The sequence below is a fragment of the Desulfosediminicola ganghwensis genome (assembly GCF_005116675.2).
In the GTDB taxonomy this organism is placed as follows: Bacteria; Desulfobacterota; Desulfobulbia; order Desulfobulbales; family Desulfocapsaceae; genus Desulfopila; species Desulfopila ganghwensis.
The window spans coordinates 2,432,617-2,451,056 of record NZ_CP050699.1 but is presented as its reverse complement, the minus strand read 5'-3'; the positions used below and the strand labels follow the sequence as shown (position 1 = coordinate 2,451,056).

The following is an 18,440-nucleotide window of genomic DNA, read 5'->3' as shown; positions in this document are numbered from 1 at the left end:
CAACCATGAAAAAACCACCTCCGCCCTCTGGTCGGGCGGTAACATTCAGCACATTTTTTTTTACAGCTCCGGCACTCACCGGGCTTACCATTTTCGTGCTGCTGCCGTTCGTGCTGGCAATTATCCTGTCACTGACCAACGTGCGGCTCGGCTCACCAGTACCATCAGAATTTGTTGGCCTGCGTCAGTATCAGCGAATCCTCTCCGACCCCACCTTCCGACAGGCTATTATCAACAATAGCCTCTTTGCCGCAGTGGTTGTTCCCCTGCAGACCATCTGCGCCCTGTTGCTGGCCCTGATGCTGAACACCCCGCTTCGCGGTATGGCAGTCTTCAGGACACTCTTTTTCATGCCGGTGATTTTCCCACTCTCGCTGGTGGCTGTAATCTGGGTGCTTATCCTGGCACCGGGTCCGGACGGGATGCTGAACAGCTTTCTGGAATATGTCACTTTCGGTCACTGGCAACCAAAAAATTTTCTGCGAGACCCATATCTCGCCCTGCCCTCAATAATGCTCACCTCAATCTGGCAGGGCGTCGGCTTCCAGATGATCATTATCCTGGCCGGACTTCAGGCTATACCCCAAAACCTTTACGAAGCAGCCGCAGTCGATGGAGCCAATCGGCTGCAGCAGCTTTTCCGCATCACCTTACCCATGCTCCGTAATACCCTGTTGTTCGTGATCCTGGTCACCACCATTCTCTCCTTCCGGCTCTTCGATCAGGTACAGGTGATGACCAGAGGTGGACCCAACGACGGTTCAACCACCGTTATGTATGAAGCAGTGCAGACCGCCTTTGTGCGTTTACAAATAGCAAAAGGATCTGCAATGACCGTGATACTTTTTCTCATCGTGTTGCTGCTCACGCTCATGCAGCGCTATCTGGTTCGGCGCAGTACCCTGGCTAATAAATCCGGATCGGGAGAGCATAATTCATGAAAAGAAAGACAACTCATCTACTGCTTCGCTATAGCGTGATAATTGTACTTGGTATCAGCGCCACCGTCTTTATCTCCCCGCTGCTGGTAATGCTGATCGGCAGCCTGAAACCCGATGATAAGGTATTGATTGAATCAGGGTCCCTGCTCGCTTTCCGGCCCACCGGGGCCAGTCTGCAAAACTATCGTGATGTCTTCAGGCGTGCCGACTTCCTGCGATATTGCCTGAACTCACTCTATATCACAACCACAGTGGTAGTGGTGGGGCTTGCCATCAACTCCATGGCAGGCTATGCCTTTGCCAGACTCCGCTTCAGAGGCCGAAAGCTGCTCTTTGCTGCCGTGACCGCAATCATGATCATCCCGCTGGAAGCCATCGCCGTGCCGCTCTTTTACCAGGTCACCATGCTCGGCTGGCGCGACACCTACCTGGTGCAGATTCTCCCTTTCGTGGCCAACGCTTTTTCCATCTACCTCTTCTACACCTTTTTCCTTGAACTGCCCCGTGAGTTTGAAGAGTCCGCCTATATTGACGGGGCTGGAGTTTTCAGGACATTTTTCGCCATCATTCTGCCAAATTCCAAACCGGTTTTCGCCACCGTAGCCATTCTTACCTTTCTCTCGCACTGGTCCGTTTTCCTCTGGCCTTTAATGGTGACCAGCGGTGAGAAAGTACGACCGCTACCGCTTGGCATTGCAATGTTTTATACCCTGCCCCCTCTGCAATGGGGAGATATCTTCGCCTTCAGCGTAATGATGGTACTGCCGGTACTTGTTGTTTTTCTCCTGTTCCAGGGCTGGTTTGTGCGTGGCGTGGCAGCCACTGGAATTAAAGGGTAAACCCATGTCCAGGGTTGAATTCAAAGAGGTAACAAAGATATTCGAGCCCGACACCTGTGCCTTGAATGATTTTTCACTCACCATCAGGGATGGTGAGTTTATGGTGCTGGTGGGGCCGTCAGGCTGCGGTAAATCCACAGCCTTGCGCCTTTTGGCAGGCCTTGAGCAATGCAGCAGCGGAGAGGTATGTATAAATGGGCAGCGCGTCAACGAACAGACGCCCCAGGAGCGAAACGTCGCCATGGTTTTTCAGAACTACTCGCTCTATCCGCATATGAACGTTCGGAAAAATCTTGAATTTCCGCTTAAGGTACGAGGGTATGACCGGGACCAGATACGGAAAAGAGTTGTAGAGGCCGAGAGAATATTATCGCTTGGTGAGTTGATGAACCGTAAACCCGCTCAACTTTCGGGCGGCCAGAGTCAAAGGGTTGCCATGGGCAGGGCTATTGTTCGTGAGCCCACGGTTTTTCTGATGGATGAGCCGCTCTCAAACCTCGACGCCAAACTCAGGGTACAGATACGGCGTGATATTGTTTCGCTGCAGCAGAACATGGGCACCACCACCCTCTACGTCACCCATGATCAGGTCGAAGCCATGACACTCGGCCATCGGGTGGCCATACTCAGCGGAGGGGAACTCCAGCAGGTCGCCAGCCCCGCGACACTCTATAACCGCCCGGCCAATATTTTTGTGGCAGATTTCATAGGCACTCCCGGCATGAACCTGTTCCAGACTCATCTTGGGCGTACGGCAGATGGCCTACCTGGGATTTACTGGAACAGCACCGTGCTCCCCTTACCACGCCAATTAAACAAGGTACTTGACCCGGCAGGAATGCAGCCGGGTGATGCTCTTATCTGCGGGCTGCGGCCGGAGTCGTTTCGGTTGCCCAAAATGACAGAGGCCGCAACCGGTCAGGTTGAGATCACCATAACCGGTCGTGAACTCCTCGGGCATGAAACCCTTCTCTACTTCTCTTCACCGAAGAGCACCGTCGCCGAGCCAACCGAGACCCTTCAGCAACACGTCATGGCCGCCCGACTGCCAGGCAATCTCCACCAGCTACCGGAAAAGATCCTCCTGGCACCGGATCTGACACAGCTGCACCTCTTTAACCTGCAGGGCGTGCGACTTGAATCACATCCCGAGCATTCATCACTCTCCTGAAATTCTATTGAGTTACCGTTGGCATGCTGGTTACAATTCGGGGTAAAAACGTTGCCGGGCCGAAATAAAACGACACACCACCGGCCGATATTGCAAGAAAACTGAAGGAGTGAAATGATAGGTGCCAGCCACACCCGCCAGTAAGAACCTATCATCCAACAGGCCAATGGGTGAAGAAGATGGATGGAATAGCCCTTCGCTTCTGGTATAGTTGTGCCATGAAAAGCAATTGGAATTATCAGGATATCATCGACCTTGAGTACTTTTTGCAGCGTGACGTCAAAGTCCGTACCGAAGAACTGCAAAAACGGGACCGTGAAATATATTTGCAGCAGGCCAAGACCAACGATGAGCCAGGCGGATTAACCGAACAAACCGATCCCCCCGCTCTGTTAAAGTTTTGGCTGGATGCCCGTCGAAAAACGTCGCCCGCAGATACAATTCTACCTGGGAATTACGCTGCGGAGGCCCATGGACTGCTGCGGATTCTGCTTATACTTCTCGGGCTTTTTATCGGCAGCTCAGCAGGCTTTGCTTTTTTTGGCTATTCCGGTTCTACCCCAATAAATGTACTGAATTTTCTGGTTGTCTTCGTATTCAGCCAGCTGGTAATGAGCCTGCTTCTACTTTCGCGGGGATTATTTGCCAAACTGGGGAAGAGAAGCGCTAAGCTGTCAAATACCCTATCCTTTCAGTTTGTTGCTACAGCCGTTGCCCGTCTGGGTGGTTGGCTGCTGCGCCGCAATGAACAGGAAATGGACGCTGAAAAACGCCTTGCCATGCAGGCCGCACTTGGCAGAATTCAAGCCACAGACAGCATCTACAGGGGTATATTCTACTGGCCTCTGTTTCTGGTCGTACAGCTTTTCGGAATATGCTTCAATTTCGGGCTGCTGGCAGCAACCATGCTGAAAATTGCAGTCAGCGATATCGCTTTCGGCTGGCAGTCCACCTTGCAGTTTTCTGCCCAGTCTCTCTATAATTTCATAAGTTGGCTGGCTCTCCCCTGGTCCTGGTTTCTCCCGGCCCCGATCGGGCATCCCGGTCTCAGCGAAATAGAAGGCAGCCGCATAGTTTTGAAGGAAGGTATCGTTAACCTGCAGACACCAGATCTGGTATCATGGTGGCCATTTTTGCTGCTTTCGGTTCTTTTCTACGGGCTGTTTACCCGACTGCTGTTTTATGCCTGGGGTAAATTCTCCGCCCAACGTGCTGCAAAACGCCTCAAATTCGATACCCCGTCAGCTCGACAGATAGTGCGACGCATGAAAACCCCGGTGGTACGCACCCAGGCCGGACCTGAGTCTGATGCATTCACAGCTACACACGCAATCGAACCTGCAGATCTTGAGGTTCCCAGGCAGGAACCTCAAGATCTGCAACCAACTACTTTACTGCTGCCAGATGAAATTCATGATTCTTGTGATAGGCAGCAACTGGCTCACATTCTGGAGCAGGAAGGCCTCACCATAGCTGACACCCATCGCTTTATGGCCGATTACGAAAAAGACCAGCAACTGTTGAAAAAATTCCACCAATCAGAGTGGGCCGATTCTGCCGGAATCACTATTATACAAGAAGCATGGATGCCACCACTGGTGAGCTTTTTAAGCTATTTAAAAGAAATGCGTGGCGCAGTCGGTTCCCTGCCCATAACGATCCGATTAACCGGCAAGCCGGACACCACCTCGATTTTCACGCCAGTGAGCGACGAACTCAGTCTCAAAGTGTGGCAGCAAAAACTCGATACCCTGGGCGACCCGTATATGGAAATCCGGCCGCTGATTGAGGAATAATGACTGATAAAACAAATAGTTCAAATTCTCTTGCAGCACCGGAAATCGCCCTGCTCGGTCACCCGAACGAGGGCAAATCTTCGGTGCTTTCCACCCTTGCCGAAGATGATTCTGTACGGGTCAGCGCAATTCCTGGCGAGACCACTCAGTGCAGGACCTTTCCTGTGGTGATCGACGGGCGGGAACTCCTTCGCTTTACCGACACTCCAGGCTTTCAAAACCCTTTGCGGGTGGTGGCAGAGATGCGTAAGATCGCTGCTGTCAGCAGTGACGCCGTACGTGATTTCCGGGCGCAATTCAAAGATGTCCCCGAACTTCGAGACGATATCGAGCTGTTGCTACCGGTTGAGCGGGGAGCCGGCATTATTTATGTGGTTGATGGCTCCCGGCCGGTGCGCAATGTGGACAGAGCAGAAATGGAGATCCTCCGCCTCACCGGCAGGCCGCGCATGGCCATCATCAATTGCAAGAACGACGATTTCAGCCAGCTCGACAACTGGAAGAACGAGTTTCGCAAAAACTTTAACTCCAACCGGGTCTTCAACGCCCACCGCGCCACGTATGCAGAACGCATCCTGCTGTTTGAAGCACTGAAATCTATTGATCAAGACTGGCAGCCAACCCTGGATGGAGTGGTCCGTGCTTTTCGCAGAGACTGGGAAGCACGAACTGAAGCGACAGTGGATATCCTGCTTGATTTGCTGACCGAGTGCCTCAATTACTCTGTCTCCGCCGGGCTTGGTGAAAAAACTGAAGACCAGAATCTAGCCCAGCAAAAATTGCTGCACAAGTACCGCAGTTCCATCGCCAGCAAGGAACGCAAAGCCCACGAACAGATTCGCGCCCTGTTCAAACACAATATTTTCAACTACCAATTACCACCGCACTCCATCTTAAACGAAGATCTTTTCAGCGAGAAGACCTGGCACCTGCTGGGGATGAGTAAGAAACAGGTCGCTATCGCCGGTGCCGTTGGTGGAGCCGTGGTCGGAGCCAAACTCGATATACTGGCAGCCGGACTCTCCTTCGGGGTATTTACCGGCCTGGGAAGTGCGGCAGGTGCCATCGGTGCACTTGCCGGTGGCAAAAAATTGAGTAAAATAAAAAATGTTCTCGGCCTCAATCTGGGTGGTGAACAGCTGAAAATCGGGCCTGCCACCAATATCAGCCTGATGCTCATACTCATCAACAGGGCTCTGCTCTTTTACCAACACACCATCAACTGGGCCCATGGGCGTCGGGACTATCAGTCACCGCAGCAATCGCGTGATCTGGCCGTACCGGAAACAGCCGGTTCAGAAGGCTTCACCACTGCCTGGCCGGCTGAGAATGTACGTGTCTGCAAGGCATGGTTTTCTGCCGTGACCGGCGAGAAAAACAATATTGCCGAACATGGTCTGAAGCTCTCACAAATTCTCAAAAGTGAAATGATGCGCATCTCTAACAGCGACGGTGATAACCACGCCATTAAGTAGATGAATCTTATTATGGAACAGACAATCACCACCGAAGCAAAACCGATCAAGCTCTGGCTTCCGGATATCGATACCGACACTCTGCAACAAGCCAAAAACCTTGCCAATCACCCCGGGCTGGTGGGCCATGTCGCCATCATGCCGGATGCCCATGTTGGCTATGGCATGCCAATCGGGGGTGTCGCAGCCACCAAGGATATCATTATTCCAAACGCTGTCGGAGTCGATATCGGCTGTGGTATGTGTGCAGTACAAACTTCACTGCATAACATCGGCAGGAAAGAACTGAAAAACATTCTGGCCGGTATCAGGCAGCAGGTGCCGCTCGGCTTCAAGCACCATAAAAAGGCCCAGCCTCCTCACTATATGCCCAAACCTCCCGGGGGAATGACCCTGCGCGATCTGCCAATCGTTTCGAGGGAATATAGTAGCGGCAGGTGCCAGGTCGGCACTCTCGGTGGAGGCAATCATTTTATAGAGATCCAGAAAGGTGATGATGGTTATATCTGGTTAATGATCCACTCGGGCAGCAGAAATATCGGCTACCAGGTGGCCAATCATTACAACAAACTGGCTATCGAATACAACAAGCAGCAGGGTATGATCGTGCCCCCGAACTGGCAACTTTCTTTCCTGCCCATCGACTCCCCCCAGGGCCGGCTCTATCTTGCTGAAATGAGATACTGTGTGGATTTTGCATTATGTAACAGACGACTGATGATGGAACGGGTCATCGACGTAATGCAACAGTTTTGTCCGCCGGTGCATTTCTCTGGAATGATCAATGTAGCTCATAATTACGCTGCTTTCGAGCAACATTTCGGTCAGGAGGTCATCGTCCACCGCAAGGGGGCGACACGGGCCGGAGCCGGTGAAACCGGCATCATCCCCGGGTCACAGGGGACATCCAGTTATATAGTCAGCGGCAGAGGAAACCCCGATAGCCTCTCTTCCTGCTCCCATGGTGCCGGTCGAAGGCTCGGTAGAAAGCAGGCCCAGAAAAGCCTTGACCTCGCGGAGGAGGTCAAGCGACTGGACAGGCAGAATATCCTCCACACCATTCGCAGTAAACGCGATCTCGACGAGGCCGCAGGAGCATATAAAGATATTGAGGAAGTCATTTCCCAGCAGCAAGATCTCATCGAAACAGAAACCAGGTTGCAACCATTGGCTGTAATTAAAGGTTAACTCAATATTTCACGGTCCTTGCGCCAAAACTTCCAACCGGATAGCCCCTGCAATGATTTGAAATTATTACTATTAATCTAAACCTCTCTGTGCAGTTCCGCACCCCGTGCTTTTTTGCACCCCCTGTGCATTTCTCTCACCCTTTGCCTTTATTCGCACAATCGCTCACTTAGCCAAACCACCCTGTGCTTTTTTGCACGTTGTGTTGTTGCCATAATTCCCAAATGCATCCCCCCCTTGCAACTACTCAATTTTTAACTCGTACTTACAGACATTTAACCCCCAAGACTCAACTCATGCACCTCAATGGCACTTTAATTGCTATCTAGCGGCAAGATACGTCGCCTCCGCCAGATAAGTGTCTTCTGGAAAGGCCGAGGAATAGTTAGTTGCATTTTTTTTAAATTAGGGTTGCTGAATCGACCTGAACAAAAGAGGAGTGTCTCATGTCAGCTACATTTTACCCATATGTGGGTGCGTTTATCTGGATCAGTATTCTGCTAGTTTTAGGTGCCTTTTTACGTGCCAAAATCCCTTTCCTGCAAAAAGGGCTCATCCCATCAGCGCTGATTGGCGGTATCATCGGTTTCATCCTGATGAACACAGGACTCATCGGTATGCCTACTGCAGAAGGCTGGATAACTATCGTTCCTTCCGTCTTCGGCGTTCTTGTTTTCCATCTCTTTGCCTTTGGTTTTGTCGGTATTGGCCTTATGCAGCAGAGTAAATCCACTACCAGTGATGAAGGTACGAGTTGGCTACGTAGCGGTGCTCTGTGGATGGCACTCATCTACTGCCTGGTATACGCAATTCAGTCCCTTACCGGTAAAACTGTATTCGAACTGTACAGGCTGGTTGTTGGTGGAGATTTCTTTACAGGGTTCGGTTACCTCATCGGCTCCGGATTTTCCCAGTCCCCTGGCGCTGCTCACGCCTTCGGTACCATCTGGGAAGGTGAGTACGGTATAGTAGGTGCCAGCAGTGTTGGTCTCGCCTTCGGCGCCATGGGCTTTCTCTGCGCTATCTGTTTTGGTATTCCACTTGCCAACCGCGGTATCAAAAACGGCTGGATTTCTGAAAAAACTGCTGCCACCCTTCCTGAATCCCTGCGTAAAGGTATGATGGGCAAAGGCGAGTCTGAAAATTGTGCCAACACAACCACGCACCCTGCGAATATTGATAACTTCGCCTTTCATATTGCAGTAATGGCAGCTCTCTATGCTGTTGGTTACATGTTTGCCCTTGCATGGTCAGTCAATTTTCCACCGGGAGTCAGTGGCCTTGGCTTTGGGCTGCTCTACACCTGGTCGATGATCGCTGGTATCATCACCCGTAAGACGCTGGATAAAATCGGCAACATTCATATCCTCGACCCGGCTACCACCCGTCGTATTACCAGCTCCACTATCGATTATATGATTTGTGCCGTATTTCTGGGTATCTCGATGAGTGATATTCAGGCGATCCTGGTGCCATTCATCATCACTGTCATAGTTGCCGGTTCCCTGACCTACCTCGCCATCATGTACTTTGCCCGCCGTATGCCGGAATATGGCTTTGAGCGTGGCCTGGCGATACTTGGTTGCTACACCGGCACCGTCGCCTCGGGTATGCTGCTTCTTCGTATTGTTGATCCTGAGTTCAAATCCCCTGCTGCAGTTGAACTCGCGATTATGAATGTTTTCATTCTGCCTATCATTCAGATAGTCTACCTGAACCTTCCTTTTGTTCCATCAGAGGGTTCAATGATGCTGCCGATATTTGTTGCCTACCTGATTTTGATGCCGATTGCGCTCTACACCCTGCGCTTCGTCAAACAACGTATCTGGTAACAAGATTGAACATATACATGGTCCGCGGGCACCGAGCCCTGATCTACAGATACTAATATTTCAATACATTACTATCTAATTACCTTTAGAGCGCTGTGAAAACACCGCTCTAAAGGATTTTTAAAGGAACATAATGATGAAGCCATTTACCATAGATATTCCACAAGAGACCCTGGACAATATCAGAAAAAAAGTCGCCGACTACTCCTGGCACGAAATGCCGGATGAGGCTGGTTGGGATTATGGCACCAATCTGGGTTATATGAAAGAGCTGTGTTCTTATTGGCTTGAAGAGTATGACTGGAAAAAACAGGAAGCAGCGATAAACCAATTCTCCCATTTCAAAGCTCCTGTTGACGGCATCGATATGCACTTCATCGTCGAGAAAGGTAGTGGCGATAACCCTACCCCGCTGCTTATCAGCCATGGCTGGCCGGGATCGTTTGTTGAAAGTGTCGAGATTATCGAGCGTCTTGCCCACCCGGAGCGTTTCGGTGGCGATGTCGCAGACGCCTTTGATGTCATCGTTCCATCTCTGCCTGGTTTCGGCTTCTCCGGAAGGCCACCACGGCCTTATGGGCCGCGCAAAATTGCTGCTGTACTCAACAGCCTGATGGTTGATGTGCTTGGCTACCAGAACTATGTTGCCCACGGCGCTGACTGGGGTTCCGCGATCTCCAGCTGGCTCGGTTACGATCATGGTGCACACTGCGATGGTATCCATATCTGTTTTCCGACCATGCGTCACATTGACGGCCCTCAGACGCCGGAAGAAGAAGCGTGGGCGCACGAGTGTGAAACCAGCCCGCGCGTTGTTTTACAGGATGGTTACCGCACCCAGCAGGCCACCAAGCCACAGACCCTCAGCTACGCCATGATGGATAGTCCTGTCGGTGTTGCCGCCTGGATTGTTGAGAAATTTCACGCCTGGTCAGATCTTGAAAACGACGATGTGGAAAGTGCCCATTCCAAAGACGGTATGCTCACCAATATCATGGTGTATCTGGCGACCAGAAGTTTTAACACCTCCACCTGGATTTACTATGGCCGACGCGAGGAAGGTGGCCGTATTCTTGGCACCAAAGAGCGTCCTCGTGTTGAAGTTCCAACTGCTGCAGCGATGTTTCCTGCTGAGAGCTTTCCATGGCCGCCACGCTCCTACGCCGAGCGTCTTTACAATATTACCAGATGGACCAAGATGCCTAGAGGTGGGCACTTCTCTTCCCTTGAAGAGCCAGAGTTGCTTTTAAACGACATAGTTTTATTCGCCCGGACTTTACGCTAAGACGACGTGATAAAAGAGAGATACAGCCGTCAACGCGGTTTAACACCGAATTTTGATCAGACTGCACTGCAAGACGCAACCGCCCTCATCGCTGGGGTCGGCGGATTGGGAACAAACGTTGCCACCAATCTGACCATGGCTGGAGTGGGCAGGCTCATTCTCTGCGATCATGACACTATTGCCATGTCCAATCTCAATCGTCAGACCTTATATCGCGAAGATGAGATTGGTTGCAACAAAGTCGATATCGCCTCAGAACGACTGCAGAAGATCAACCCCGATACTGACATAGTTGCGTTGTGCGAGCTCTACAATGACGAGATGATATCGCGATACCAGCCCGATATCATCGTTGATTGTCTTGACAATCTGGCCAGCAGAATTGAGCTGATCGCTGCTGCCAGCCGGCATGGCATCCCGCTCATCCATGGCGCAGTTGAAGGGCTGATGGGACAAATATCCACCTTTATACCCGGTAAAACTGCATGCCCGATCTGTCCTGTATCAGAAAGCGATAAAGCTGGCGACACTCCGCCGCCTTCGCTAGGGAGTTCTGTAGCTATCGTGGCAGGATTACAGGCTACCGAAGTGGTTAAATACCTCACCAGATCCGGTGAACTCTGCACAAACCGGTTCGTTGTCTTTGACGGGCTGAACTGCACTATGGAGAACTTTGAGTTTGAGCAGGTCAACAACTGTATCGCCTGTAGTGAGGAGGGTTAACCATGAAAATCACAATACACATACACTCCAACATGGAGAGGTTTTTCCCGGCCCTTGAGTTTGAAGTCAAACTCAAGGAGGGAGCGCAACTCTCCGATCTGTACGAGGAAATCGGCCGCGTTGCCGGGGCTGAGATATCGCCTGCCGTATGGAACAACGAAAAAAGCAGGCCCCGGGGTCCGGTTATTCTTCGCTCTGAAAACGGAGTATTGAAAAAGGATACCACCCTCTTGCATGAGGGGCAGGTAGTAGAATTAAAAAGATTTCTTATAGGAGGCTAAAATGGCCAACGGATATTCTGGACAGGTACTGCGGGTCAACCTCAGCACCAGACAATGTGACATAGAGCCGCTGAATGTGGAAAAAGCACGTAAGTTCCTCGGTGGAGCCGGTTTTGGTGCGGAAGTACTCTACAATGAAGTAAAAGCCGGCGTAGATCCCCTCGGCCCTGACAATAAAATTGTATTCGCAACCAGCCCGGTTACCTGCAATACCGTTGCAGGTGGAGGCTCCATCATGGTCTGCTTCAAGTCACCGGCAACCGGTGCCTGGGGTGAATCCCGATGTGGTGGTAACTTTGGACCGGATCTGCGCCGCGCAGGCTTTGACCATATCATCGTTGAAGGTGCATCAGACTCACCTCTTTACCTTGCCATTGCTGACGGCACTCCGCGACTTGAAGACGCATCTGCACTGGTTGGTAAAGATGTGTATGAGAAGACCGACTTTCTTGAAGAGAATGAAAGCTTTAACGGCAAGAAACCAAGCGTTATGTGCATTGGTCAGGCCGGTGAGGAGAAAGTTCTCTTTGCTGCCATCATGTCCCGGGACAGGGCTGCCGGACGTAATGGTGGTGGCGCTGTTATGGGCGCGAAAAACCTTCTCGCTATCTCGGTTGCAGGTGGTAGTCAGCCTGAATCTGCCAACAAGGCAGGTTTTCGTGACGCCAGCAAGGCGACCATGAAGACTGTTCGCAGCAATGAAATTTGTGGTGGCTTCAACGAATTCGGTACCATTGGCGACATGCCTGCCAACGATGAAGACGGTGACTGGCCATCTCAGAACTGGCGCTCCAACAGTTGGGGCGAAGGCGCACGCCTTTTCGACCACTTTCAAGAGCAGAATCTCGTTAGCTCCAAACGCTGTTACACCGGTTGCCCTATTGGTTGTGGCCGTGTCTGTGAAGTAAAAGAAGGTGAGTTCAAGACCCCTGTTCATGAGGGTGGCGAATATGAAAGCATCAGTGTGTTCACATCATTTGTTCTCAACAAAAACATGGATGCCGCCGTACATTGTGATTATCTTTGTAATAAGTGGGGTATTGACAGCATCTCTGCCGGTGCCATGATTGCTTTTGCCATGGAATGTTACGAGAAGGGCATCATCACTTCAGATGATGTCGATGGTCTCGATCTGACCTGGGGTAACGCTTCAGCCCTGCCTGTTCTCTTGAAGATGATGACCTTCAGAGAAGGTTTTGGCGACATTCTCGCAAACGGTGTTCGTAATGCATCAGAAACCCTTGGTGAAGCCACCAGAGAGTTCGCGATTCATGTTAAAGGTCTCGAAGGCCCGGCCCATGATCCACGCTCCGGCAAGCTTCTCGGTATCGCCTACGGCACAGGTAACCGTGGTATGTGCCACATGCATCCGCTCGAAGGCATGGCCTTTGATCGGGGTAAGCTCGACTGGGGCATGAAAGCGCATGGCGCCCGTGACCCTGAAACCATCGATCGCTGGGACGAAGAAGGCAAAGGCGAGGACTGCGCACTGCTGCAGCGGGCAATGATTCTGCCGGACGTTCTCTGCACCTGTAAATTCATGAGCTATGCAGGTATCAACCCTGAAGACTGGGCGCTGCTGGTTGCAGAGACCACTGGTTGGGACATGGATGCAGCAGAGCTTCTTCAGGTTGGTGAGCGTGTCCATAATCTTCAGCGCATGTTCAATATGCGTGAAGGCCTTGGCCGTGAAGATGATATGCTGCCGAAAAGAGTTCTTTCCGTTCCGGAATTCGGTACATACAAAGATGAAGAAAAATGCGTTATCAGTGATTACTCCAAGCTGCTCGACAGCTATTACGCAGCCTGCGGCTGGGATGTTGCAACAGGCACCCCAAGCCCTGAAAAAATTGCTGAACTCGGTCTGGACATCTATTAATAACACTGAGCAGTATGCTCACTGACGAACTATCCTGTTTGTCATAAGCGGTAATACAGCCTGATTTGCCAGCAAGGGTTTCACCGCTGGCAAATCAGGCTATCTATCGAGCTGTTACACGCAAACACGAGGTGTGCAAGTGCAATCACTCAAATATCTTTATCGCTATGGTATGGGACCTTCTTCCAGTCATACCATTGGCCCCAATAACGCCGCGAAACGATTCAAAGCCAGAACTCCCGAAGCTATGAGTTATAGAGTCCATCTCTATGGCAGCCTCAGTCTCACCGGAGTCGGTCACCTCACAGATAAGGCCATCATAGACGGTCTCGCACCCTCTCCCTGCGAGCTGGTCTGGCACGAAGAAGAACTTCCTTTTCACCCCAACGGCATGAAGCTTGAAGCGCTTGATGGCCAGGGACAGCTTATAGAAGAGTGGACTACCTACAGCATAGGCGGCGGTGAACTGCGTAGTGAAAACGATTCGGTCAGTGAGCAACCCCATATTTACAGCCAAAAATCAATGGAAGAAGTTCTTCAGTGGGCGGCAAGCACAGGAAGACCATTATGGCAACTGGTTGACGAAGTGGAAGAAGATGGTTTTATAAACGATTATCTTGGCGATATCTGGCGAAAGATGCAGACCAGCATCAATAACGGTTTAAAGAAGGAAGGCGTACTTCACGGTGGCCTGAATCTGCCCAGAAAAGCCAGAGATTTCATGGTTCAGGCCAGAAGGCTGAAAGACATTGAGGCCCGCAGTGGCCTTCTCTCCGGATATGCTCTTGCTGTTTCGGAAGAGAATGCGGATGGCGGCTATGTGGTTACCGCACCGACCTGTGGCTCATGCGGAATTATGCCTAGCGTGCTCTACTATTACTCTTATGATAAGGGCCACAGCAACAGGTCCATTCTCAATGCTCTTGCCACCGCGGGTATTATAGGCAACCTGGTTAAAGAGAACGCTTCGATCTCCGGCGCAGAAGTTGGCTGCCAGGGTGAAGTGGGTGTTGCCTGTGCCATGGCGGCAGCTGCTGCTGCTCAACTTATGGGTGGCTCACCACGACAAATTGAATATGCTGCGGAAATGGCCCTTGAACACCATCTTGGTCTCACCTGCGACCCTGTATTAGGGCTTGTTCAGGTCCCGTGCATTGAAAGAAATGCTTTTGCTGCAGTAAAAGCCATTGCTTGCGCAGACTATGCCCTGCTCACTGATGGCAACCACCTTATCTCATTTGACAAGGTCGTTGAAACCATGCAGAAGACCGGCCATGACATGCTTTCACTCTATCGTGAGACTTCCCTTGGCGGACTTGCCGCATCCTATGTAAAAAAGAGCCAGGGATAACCACACAGCTTTATCGACACGACTCAGTAAAAGGGTATTTCGAGTCGTGTCGAGTATGCAGGCACCTCTCACCGCCTCCACTCCGGCTTGATCAGTCATAGTCACACCGTCCCCTTTCAGATTTTCAGCAAATTACAGCTGACGCATTCACCGACATGTACCGCCCGTTGATGCTCATATCTTGAAAAAATAGTTCTCCTCACTGCTACTTGTTGACAATTTCTCTCAACAGTGCTTTTCTGCACCCCTGTGCCTTTTGCACCTGTCGGTATCTTTTACGTACTATTAGCACGATAAACAAAGCACCCTTGTGCAACTCTGCAAGAGGTCTAAGACGTCACCTTTCTACTGCACTTGACCTGATCTCAATAAACCAAGTTTTTTCTCTCATTTTCAACCCCTTAACAACGAGTCGCTCACATCTACCAGCTAACATGGCATTTTTATTGCTACTTCCAGTCAGTTACACGCTCGTGTCTAAAAGCAGCTTTTGTAAAACGACACAATTTTACCAACTGATTATTGCATTCTGCAGTGAGAGCGCAGGCCCCCTAAGCCCCTACCTGTAAAAGAGAGAAAAACCTTATGTCAGCTACATTTTACCCATATGTAGGAGCGTTCATCTGGATCAGTATATTGCTGGTCTTAGGATCCTACCTGCGTGCGAAAATTTCATTCCTGCAAAAAAGACTTATCCCTTCGGCACTGATCGGTGGTCTTATCGGTTTTGTCCTGATGAACACAGGTCTTATCGGCATGCCTACCGCTGAGGGCTGGGTGATTATTCCTTCAAAGGTTTTTGGTGTTCTTGTCTATCATCTTTTTGCATTCGGCTTTGTAGGAATCGGCCTGATGCAACAGGCAAAATCAAAGACCAGTGAAGCAGGCACCAACTGGCTGCGTAGCGGTGCCCTGTGGATGGCGCTTATTTACTGCATGGTTTATGCAATCCAGGGCATCACCGGAAAGACCGTGTTTGAACTCTACAAGCTTGTTATTGGCGGAGACTTCTTTACAGGTTTCGGTTATCTCATTGGCTCCGGCTTTTCTCAATCACCAGGTGCCGCACACGCTTTTGGTACTATCTGGGAGAGTGAATACGGTATCCAGGGGGCAAGCAGTGTTGGCCTGGCCTTTGGCGCTATGGGCTTTCTCTGTGCCATCTGTTTTGGTATTCCACTTGCCAATCGCGGTATCAAAAATGGGTGGGTTTCTGAAAAGACCGTAGCCGCCCTGCCCGAATCATTACGTAAAGGCATGATGGCCAAAGGTGAGTCTGAGAACTGCGCAAACAGCACTACCCACCCTGCAAATATTGATAACTTCGCCTTTCACATTGCTGTTATGGCGGCTCTTTATGCAGTCGGCTACATGTTTGCCCTCGCTTGGTCGCTCACTTTGCCAAAAGGTGTGAGCGGGCTTGGATTTGGTCTTCTCTATACCTGGGGTATGATCACAGGCCTTATCACTCGCAAGGTGCTCGACAAGATCAATTGCATTCACATTCTCGACCCAGCTAGCACTCGCCGCATCACCAGCAGCACTATTGATTACATGATCTGCGCCGTATTCATGGGTATTTCCATGAGTGATATTCAGACAATCCTTGTGCCATTCATCATTACTGTCTTGGCAGCAGGTTTCTTAACCTATCTTGTAATTATGTATTTTGCACGTCGTATGCCTGAATATGGGTTCGAACGCGGGCTTGCAATCCTCGGTTGTTACACCGGTACAGTGGCATCAGGTATTCTGTTACTTCGCATCGTCGACCCCGACTTCAAATCTCCGGCTGCAGTTGAGCTTGCAATAATGAACGTGTTCATTCTCCCAATTGTGCAGATCATCTACCTGAATCTTCCCTTTGTGCCAACAGAGGGATCTTTCATGCTTCCGGTGTTCATTGCCTATCTTATCGCAATGCCAATAGCTCTTTTTGCGCTCCGCTTCGTCAAAAAACGCGTATGGTAACTTGCCACAGTTTGTGGCTGAAGATACTTTTCAGATAAGCCAAGCGGGATCTTTCATGGCAGAGCACCGGCTTTGCCGTGAAAGATATTTTACGTATGGAAAGTCAAAAAGGATGAGAGATTCAGACTAGTTTTTGCCACCCTGAAGCTTTCTCGACACAGTAGAGCGATTCAATTTGAACAGTTTGGCAACCTTAGTCATTGACCCATGCTCAAGCATCGCATGCTGAAGGATCTCGTACTCAAATGCGTTGACAATATCTTTCAAAGATTGGCCCGAATGGGTCGCCTGGGTCAACACCGACTTACGACAACTGGATCGAATGTTCTCTCTACCCAGCAAGGTCGGCAGATCTTCAGGCTCCACGACATCAGTTTCGTGTGCAATTATAATACCTTGAACAAGGTTCTGTAATTCACGAACATTCCCCGGCCAACTGTGGTTCAGAAACAAGATCAAGGCCTGCTCTGAAAAAGCTATTTTCTTTTTGTACTTGCTATTATAGCTTTGCACAAATCGGGACACGAGCGGCAGAATATCCTCAACCCGGTCACGCAACTGTGGAATTTTCACAACGCTCACATGGAGGCGGTAATAGAGATCCTGCCTGAAATTACCCTTGGCGACAGCATCTTCCAGATCAACATTGGTAGCTGCAATTATACGAACATTAACTTTTTTAGGGCTGCTGCTGCCAACCTGCATAATTTCCTGATCTTCAATGACACGTAATAATTTCGCCTGCATCGGAGGCGATAGCTCACCTATCTCATCGAGAAAGATTGTGCCATTGTTAGCCATTTCAAAATAGCCCTTTTTCCCTTCACGATTTGCTCCTGAAAAGGCACCAGGCGCATAGCCAAAAAGTTCCGACTCAACAAGACTATCGGGAATAGTGGTACAATCGGCATAAAAGAACACCTTGTCCGCCCTTTTGCTCCGTGAGTGAATCTGGCGGGCCACGACCCCTTTACCTACTCCTGTCGCACCCAGGATGAGTACTGTTGCGTCGGTTTTTCCGATCTTATCCACCTGCCCCAGGACCTTTTTCATCTTTGGACTTTCAATAATCAGAGATGGATCAGCCTGTTGATCGGTATAGACATTCGACGAAGTACTTTGAAAAGCAGAGAGAATATCCTTATGCGTGGCCATCTGCTCTTTGAACAGTGTGAGGTGGCTGATATCACGAATAAAGGTGATAATAAGTTCAATTTCCCCTTCACTGCTCAGTAGGGGATAACCATGGAGAAGATTCTTCCTTCCCCCTGTGGTCGTCTGAATGGAATTTGCAGGCCGTTTTGACTTGAGAATGAGAGGACTGACAGCCCCCATGAAAATGCCTTCCTGTTTTTCTACCTGTTCAGCATTTGGTTCCGCTTCATCAAAGACCCCATCTTTGCTATTCAGATAACTAACCTTTTTGCCAAGTAACGCTTCGGGGGCAAGGCCGGAAAGCCTTTCATACATGGGATTCATCTTGATAATTACCCCTTCCGCGTTACTTACACAAACACCTTCATGCAACACGTTGAAGATACTATCTAAATGACCGAAGAGATGACCATACTTTTCTTTGAAATCATCTACTTCATATTTCTTTTCAATCATGAGGTATCTATTACAACTTCTATGTTTAAAAAAGTTATTCCCCGCAGGTCAGCCCTGTAACATTGACACACAGAATAGGTTCAGCAAATTTTGAAGG

At 50.2% G+C, this 18,440-nt stretch carries 14 protein-coding genes; 13 read left to right on the top strand and 1 reads right to left on the bottom strand.

All coding sequences use genetic code 11. The annotated features are described in order from the left end of the window. Positions 1–5 precede the first annotated feature (5 nt). The 13 genes from FCL45_RS10390 (at position 6) to FCL45_RS10330 (ending at position 16,732) form a co-directional block, all read left to right on the top strand. Positions 6–941, top strand: coding sequence for a carbohydrate ABC transporter permease (locus FCL45_RS10390; RefSeq protein WP_136796362.1), 936 nt, complete (start codon positions 6–8; stop codon positions 939–941). Further along, positions 938–1,780 (top strand): carbohydrate ABC transporter permease, encoded by an 843-nt coding sequence (locus FCL45_RS10385; protein WP_136796361.1) that lies wholly within the window; start codon positions 938–940, stop codon positions 1,778–1,780. The genes FCL45_RS10390 and FCL45_RS10385 overlap by 4 nt, the downstream gene beginning before the upstream one ends. A 4-nt stretch (positions 1,781–1,784) precedes the next feature. After that, complete coding sequence (locus tag FCL45_RS10380) at positions 1,785–2,951, top strand: ABC transporter ATP-binding protein (protein WP_136796360.1); 1,167 nt, start codon at positions 1,785–1,787, stop codon at positions 2,949–2,951. Between the two features lie 179 nt (positions 2,952–3,130). Next, positions 3,131–4,747, top strand: a complete 1,617-nt coding sequence (locus FCL45_RS10375) for a DUF2868 domain-containing protein (RefSeq protein ID WP_136796359.1) — start codon at positions 3,131–3,133, stop codon at positions 4,745–4,747. After that, positions 4,747–6,222 carry a GTPase/DUF3482 domain-containing protein gene (locus tag FCL45_RS10370; RefSeq protein WP_136796358.1) on the top strand — a complete coding sequence of 492 codons (1,476 nt, stop codon included), beginning with the start codon at positions 4,747–4,749 and terminating at the stop codon, positions 6,220–6,222. The genes FCL45_RS10375 and FCL45_RS10370 overlap by 1 nt, the downstream gene beginning before the upstream one ends. A 12-nt stretch (positions 6,223–6,234) precedes the next feature. After that, the gene (locus FCL45_RS10365) at positions 6,235–7,410 is read left to right on the top strand and encodes an RtcB family protein (protein ID WP_136796357.1); all 1,176 of its coding nucleotides are present in this window, start codon (positions 6,235–6,237) and stop codon (positions 7,408–7,410) included. 446 nt (positions 7,411–7,856) lie between these two features. Then, positions 7,857–9,242, top strand: coding sequence for a sodium/glutamate symporter (locus tag FCL45_RS10360; RefSeq protein ID WP_136796356.1), 1,386 nt, complete (start codon positions 7,857–7,859; stop codon positions 9,240–9,242). A gap of 133 nt (positions 9,243–9,375) precedes the next feature. Beyond that, a complete protein-coding gene (locus FCL45_RS10355; protein ID WP_136796355.1) occupies positions 9,376–10,527 on the top strand; it encodes an epoxide hydrolase family protein in 1,152 nt (383 codons plus the stop codon). Between the two features lie 6 nt (positions 10,528–10,533). Next, positions 10,534–11,250: a HesA/MoeB/ThiF family protein gene (locus FCL45_RS10350; RefSeq protein WP_136796354.1), complete on the top strand. Its 717-nt coding sequence runs from the start codon at positions 10,534–10,536 to the stop codon at positions 11,248–11,250. A gap of 2 nt (positions 11,251–11,252) precedes the next feature. Further along, on the top strand, positions 11,253–11,531 hold the full coding sequence (locus FCL45_RS10345; protein ID WP_136796353.1) for a hypothetical protein: 279 nt from the start codon (positions 11,253–11,255) through the stop codon (positions 11,529–11,531). A gap of 1 nt (position 11,532) precedes the next feature. After that, a complete protein-coding gene (locus FCL45_RS10340) occupies positions 11,533–13,410 on the top strand; it encodes an aldehyde ferredoxin oxidoreductase family protein (protein ID WP_136796352.1) in 1,878 nt (625 codons plus the stop codon). A 139-nt stretch (positions 13,411–13,549) separates the two neighbouring features. Next, positions 13,550–14,761, top strand: a complete 1,212-nt coding sequence (locus FCL45_RS10335; RefSeq protein ID WP_136796351.1) for an L-serine ammonia-lyase — start codon at positions 13,550–13,552, stop codon at positions 14,759–14,761. A 585-nt stretch (positions 14,762–15,346) separates the two neighbouring features. Further along, positions 15,347–16,732 carry a sodium/glutamate symporter gene (locus FCL45_RS10330; RefSeq protein ID WP_136796350.1) on the top strand — a complete coding sequence of 462 codons (1,386 nt, stop codon included), beginning with the start codon at positions 15,347–15,349 and terminating at the stop codon, positions 16,730–16,732. A 126-nt stretch (positions 16,733–16,858) separates the two neighbouring features. On the opposite strand, the gene FCL45_RS10325 is transcribed toward FCL45_RS10330, so the two are convergent. Continuing rightward, a complete protein-coding gene (locus tag FCL45_RS10325; RefSeq protein WP_136796349.1) occupies positions 16,859–18,343 on the bottom strand; it encodes a sigma-54 interaction domain-containing protein in 1,485 nt (494 codons plus the stop codon). Between the last annotated feature and the right edge of the window lie 97 nt (positions 18,344–18,440).

Excerpts from the sequence above, each read along its gene's own strand:
- FCL45_RS10390 (WP_136796362.1), top strand. The coding sequence starts at position 6 with ATGAAAAAACCACCTCCGCCCTCTGGTCGGGCGGTAACATTCAGCACA.
- FCL45_RS10385 (WP_136796361.1), top strand. The coding sequence starts at position 938 with ATGAAAAGAAAGACAACTCATCTACTGCTTCGCTATAGCGTGATAATT.
- FCL45_RS10375 (WP_136796359.1), top strand. The coding sequence starts at position 3,131 with ATGGATGGAATAGCCCTTCGCTTCTGGTATAGTTGTGCCATGAAAAGC.
- FCL45_RS10370 (WP_136796358.1), top strand. The coding sequence starts at position 4,747 with ATGACTGATAAAACAAATAGTTCAAATTCTCTTGCAGCACCGGAAATC.
- FCL45_RS10365 (WP_136796357.1), top strand. The coding sequence starts at position 6,235 with ATGGAACAGACAATCACCACCGAAGCAAAACCGATCAAGCTCTGGCTT.
- FCL45_RS10325 (WP_136796349.1), bottom strand. The coding sequence starts at position 18,343 with ATGATTGAAAAGAAATATGAAGTAGATGATTTCAAAGAAAAGTATGGT.
- FCL45_RS10355 (WP_136796355.1), top strand. The coding sequence starts at position 9,376 with ATGATGAAGCCATTTACCATAGATATTCCACAAGAGACCCTGGACAAT.
- FCL45_RS10340 (WP_136796352.1), top strand. The coding sequence starts at position 11,533 with ATGGCCAACGGATATTCTGGACAGGTACTGCGGGTCAACCTCAGCACC.
- FCL45_RS10380 (WP_136796360.1), top strand. The coding sequence starts at position 1,785 with ATGTCCAGGGTTGAATTCAAAGAGGTAACAAAGATATTCGAGCCCGAC.
- FCL45_RS10360 (WP_136796356.1), top strand. The coding sequence starts at position 7,857 with ATGTCAGCTACATTTTACCCATATGTGGGTGCGTTTATCTGGATCAGT.
- FCL45_RS10330 (WP_136796350.1), top strand. The coding sequence starts at position 15,347 with ATGTCAGCTACATTTTACCCATATGTAGGAGCGTTCATCTGGATCAGT.
- FCL45_RS10345 (WP_136796353.1), top strand. The coding sequence starts at position 11,253 with ATGAAAATCACAATACACATACACTCCAACATGGAGAGGTTTTTCCCG.